Here is a 4,159-nt window from a genome sequence, read left to right on the forward strand (position 1 = left end):
CCGAGAGCGGTGGTAGATCGCTTCTCGCGCGCCCGGCTAACTCAGAGCGCCGGGGCAGGTCCACAGGCCGCCCCGGCGCTCTGTGCGTCTCCGGAAGTGAACAAACCATGGCCGCTCAGTGCAAAGGTCGAATTCTGGGCACCAGGGACTGGCAGACTGGCGCGATGAGCCAGGAGCGACCTGAAGAGATTCCGGGGGACCCACAAGCATTGGCGCAGCGCGGCGTGTCGCAGTCGGCCGGCGAGGCGCGGCCAGCGGTGTGGGACACGCCTGCCTCGCGATCGGGGACCGGTGAGGCCTCAGCTGCCGAGCCGACGAGTGGCGTGCCAGTTCCGTGGGCGGCGGCAGGCGCCGCAACGGGGTCCGCGACGGGTTCCGCGTTGGGGCGGCGGCCGTCGTGGTTGCTGGTGGCCGTTCTGCTCGTGGTCGCCGTCGGCGCGGGTTTCGGTGTCGGGGCGTGGATCTGGGCGGGCCAGGTCGAGAAGGTGTACCCCCCGGGGTACCACGCGCTGACCCCCGAGCAGTACGACAAGTGCAGCCGCCAGGTGGTCGTGTACTTCTCCGGGACCGATCCCGACCCGGTGATGCGTGCGGCCGCGGCACAGCTGCGCGACGACCCGCGGTTCGAGAGCGTGCGCGAGGAAACCCGGCAACAGGCCTACAAGCGGTTCAAGGAGATCTTCGCCGATCAGCCCGACCTCGTGGACACGGCCACGCCCGACACACTGCCCGCGTCGGTGACCCTGATGGCGCGCAAGGGAAGCACGGGTAAGCAGGTCCAGGGCGCGCTCCGCGCGAAGTTCCCGGATGCCGAGGTCACCGTCCAGAACTACTGCCCCGAACCCGAGTGATCCGAACCGAGCGATTCGAGTGCCGAGCCCGAGTGATCCTGCCGAGTCCTCACGACGCGCGGGAGGTCCGGCTTTCTTCCGGTGATTCCGTCACCGCTCCCAGCACTGTGGTCAGGACTCTTATCGCTCCCTCTTTGTTCAGCGGTTCGTTTCCGTTGCCGCACTTCGGTGACTGCACGCACGACGGGCACCCGGACGGGCATTCACACGCCGCTATCGCGTCCCTCGTGGCCGTCAGCCACGGGACCAGCGCCGCGTGGGCCCGGTCCGCGAAGCCCGCGCCACCCGGGTGTCCATCGTGGACGAAGACCGTCGCCTCGCCCGTGTCGGGGTGCAGGGCCGTCGACACCCCGCCGATGTCCCAGCGGTCACACGTCGCGAACAGGGGGAGCAGGCCGATCGCCGCGTGCTCGGCGGCGTGCAGGGCGCCCGGGACCTCGTGCTTGGTCAGTTCGGCCGCCGCCAGCAGCTCGTCCGGCACCGTGTACCAGACCGCCCTCGTGTTCAGGGTCTGTTCCGGCAGGTCGAGCGGGACCTGGTCCAGCACCTGGCCGGACGGCAGCTTCCGCAGGTACGCCACCACGTGCGACGTCACCGCCACGGCGCCGAGGCTCACCGTGACGCCCCCGGGCCAGCAGGCCTCTTCCTCCACCGACAGCACGGAGATGTCCACCTGCTCGCGCGGGGACGTCGACCACTCCGGGTCCTCGCGGTGCACCATGGCCAGGCCGGTGGACAGGTCCAGGTCGTCGACGACGTAGGACGTGCCCTGGTGCAGGTAGACCGCTCCCGAGTGGACGGTCGTGAACGCCGCGCCAGGGTCGACCGTCCCCAGTAGACGACCGGAGTCCGCCTCGACCACCGCGACCTGGTCCCCGCCCGAGCCGCGGATGTCCACGGAGGCGTGTGGCCGCTCGCGGGAGGTCCAGTACCAGCCGGTCGGGCGTCGTCGGAGCACGCCGTCGGCCGTCAGGTCCTCCAGCACGCGGCGGGCCACTGCGCCGCCGAACGCCGGCAGGCACGAGTCCGTCAGCGGCAGCTCCATCGCCGCGCAGGCCAGCTGCGGCGCCAGCACGTACGGGTTGGCGGGGTCGATGACCGTCGCCTCCACCGGCTTGTCCAGCATCGCCGACGGGTTGTGCACCAGGTAGGTGTCCAGCGGGTTGTCCTGCGCCACGAACACCACCAGCGCGCTGTCACCCGCGCGCCCGGCCCGCCCCGCCTGCTGCCAGAACGACGCCAGCGTCCCCGGGTACCCGGCCACCACCACGGCGTCCAGGCCGGCGATGTCCACGCCCAACTCCAGCGCGTTCGTGCTCGCCACCCCCAGCAACGTCCCGTCCGCGAGGGACCTCTCGAGCGCCCGCCGCTCCTCGGGCAGGAAACCCGCCCGGTACGCGGCCACCCGGGCCGGCAGCGACGGGTCCACTTCGGCCAGTGCGTGCCGCGCCGTCAGCGCCGTCAGCTCCGCGCCCCGCCGTGATCGGACGAACGCCAGCGTCCTGGCGCCCTCGACCACCAGGTCCGTCATGATCCGGGCCGTCTCGGCGCCGGCCGACCGCCGGACGGGCGCGCCGTTCTCCCCGGACAGCTCCGGCAGCAGTGGCGGCTCCCACAACGCCACCGTGCGCGCGCCCTGTGGCGAGGCGTCCTCGGTCACCGCGACGCACGGGACCCCGGCCAGCCGGGACGCCGACGACGCCGGGTCCGACACCGTCGCCGAGGCCAGGACGAACACCGGATCGGCGCCATACTTCGCGGCGACCCGCCGCAGCCGGCGCAGCAGCAGCGCGACGTGTGAGCCGAACACGCCCCGGTACCCGTGGCACTCGTCCACCACCACGTACGCCAGGCGCCGGAAGAACGTCGCCCAGCGGGCGTGCGCCGGCAGGATGCCCCGGTGCAGCATGTCCGGGTTCGTGAACAGCCAGCGCGCGTTCGCCCGCGCCCAGTCGCGCTCCGGCATGGGCGTGTCGCCGTCGAACGGCGCCGGGCGAACGCCGTCCAGCGCCAGCGCGGACACGGCACGGAGCTGGTCCGCGCCGAGGGCCTTGGTCGGCGACAGGTACAGCGCGGTCGCGCGGCGGTCCGCCAGCAGCCCGCCCAGCACCGGGAGCTGGTAGGCGAGCGACTTGCCGGACGCCGTGCCTGTGGCGATCACCACGTGCCGGCCCTCCCACGCGTGGGTCGCCGCCTCGACCTGGTGCGCCCACGGCCGGGAGACCCCGCACGAGCCGAAGGCGGCGACCAGCTCCGCGGGGGCCCATGACGGCCAGTCCACCTCCGCGGCCGGCCGTGCCGGCAGCTCCCGGACGTGCCGCAGGGGGTTCTCGCCGTGGGGCACGCCGGCCAGCACACGGTCGAGCAGGTGGCGACTCACGGGAGCGAGGGTCGCACACGGCACCGACAACGGAACGGCTGGCGCCGGGCGGCGGGTGGAATGCGTTGCCGCACACCCGCCGCGGCCGGATTCCCCAAAATTCTTGATCGATGCTCTGGATCGATCATGAAACCGGGAAATGCGCAGCTTGGCGGGCCGGTCGACAGAGCCCGTCAGTCCAACCAATAGACTCCGCCGGTCCCAGCAATTACCCCCTGGTGGCGCACCCGTCCCTGCGGACGATTGCGGCGGTCCTCGGCGATCGCGGAAACGCGCCACGTCAGGCAGACCCAGGAGGACAGATGTCCTGGCAGTATCTAGCGGCGGAAGGCGGTCCATCGCTGACCGGCGGTGATCGCGGCATCGTCGTCGTGGTCGCCGTGATCGCTCTCGCCGCCCTGGCCGTTGGTTACGTGCTGCTCAAGGAGGTGCTGGCCGCGGGCCAGGGCACCGCCAAGATGCAGGACATCGCCAAGGCCGTGCAGGAGGGCGCCGGCGCGTACCTGAAGCGGCAGCGCAACACGCTGACGATCTTCGGCGCGATCGTGTTCGTCGTGCTGTTCTTCCTTCCCGCCGACGGGTGGAGCGACCGGATCGGCCGCTCCCTGTTCTTCATCGTCGGCGCGGTGTTCTCGTTCTCCATCGGCTACCTCGGCATGTGGCTCGCCACGCAGGCGAACCTGCGGGTCGCGGCGGCCGCGCGCGAGCAGGGCGGCCGTGAGACCGCGATGCGCGTCGCGTTCCGCACCGGCGGCGTGGTCGGCATGTGCACCGTGGGCCTCGGCCTGTTCGGCGCCGCGATCGTCGTGCTGGTCTACGCGGGTGACGCGCCGAAGGTGCTCGAGGGCTTCGGCTTCGGGGCCGCGCTGATCGCGATGTTCATGCGTGTCGGCGGCGGCATCTTCACCAAGGCCGCCGACGTGGGCGC

At 72.0% G+C, this 4,159-nt stretch carries 3 protein-coding genes; 2 read left to right on the forward strand and 1 reads right to left on the reverse strand.

Annotated features, from left to right (window positions below):
• Positions 1 to 323 precede the first annotated feature (323 nt).
• Positions 324 to 851, forward strand: a complete 528-nt coding sequence (locus ACJ73U_RS35035; RefSeq protein WP_407782049.1) for a permease-like cell division protein FtsX — start codon at positions 324 to 326, stop codon at positions 849 to 851.
• 49 nt (positions 852 to 900) lie between these two features.
• Here the strand turns inward: ACJ73U_RS35035 and ACJ73U_RS35040 are convergent, their stop codons facing one another.
• Complete coding sequence (locus tag ACJ73U_RS35040; protein ID WP_407782050.1) at positions 901 to 3,231, reverse strand: DEAD/DEAH box helicase; 2,331 nt, start codon at positions 3,229 to 3,231, stop codon at positions 901 to 903.
• 302 nt (positions 3,232 to 3,533) lie between these two features.
• Between ACJ73U_RS35040 and ACJ73U_RS35045 the strand changes: the two genes are divergently transcribed.
• On the forward strand, positions 3,534 to 4,159 hold a 626-nt coding region (locus ACJ73U_RS35045; RefSeq protein WP_407782051.1), incomplete at its 3' end, for a sodium/proton-translocating pyrophosphatase.

It is taken from the genome of Actinophytocola sp., assembly GCF_045807065.1.
Classification (GTDB): domain Bacteria; phylum Actinomycetota; class Actinomycetes; order Mycobacteriales; family Pseudonocardiaceae; genus Actinophytocola.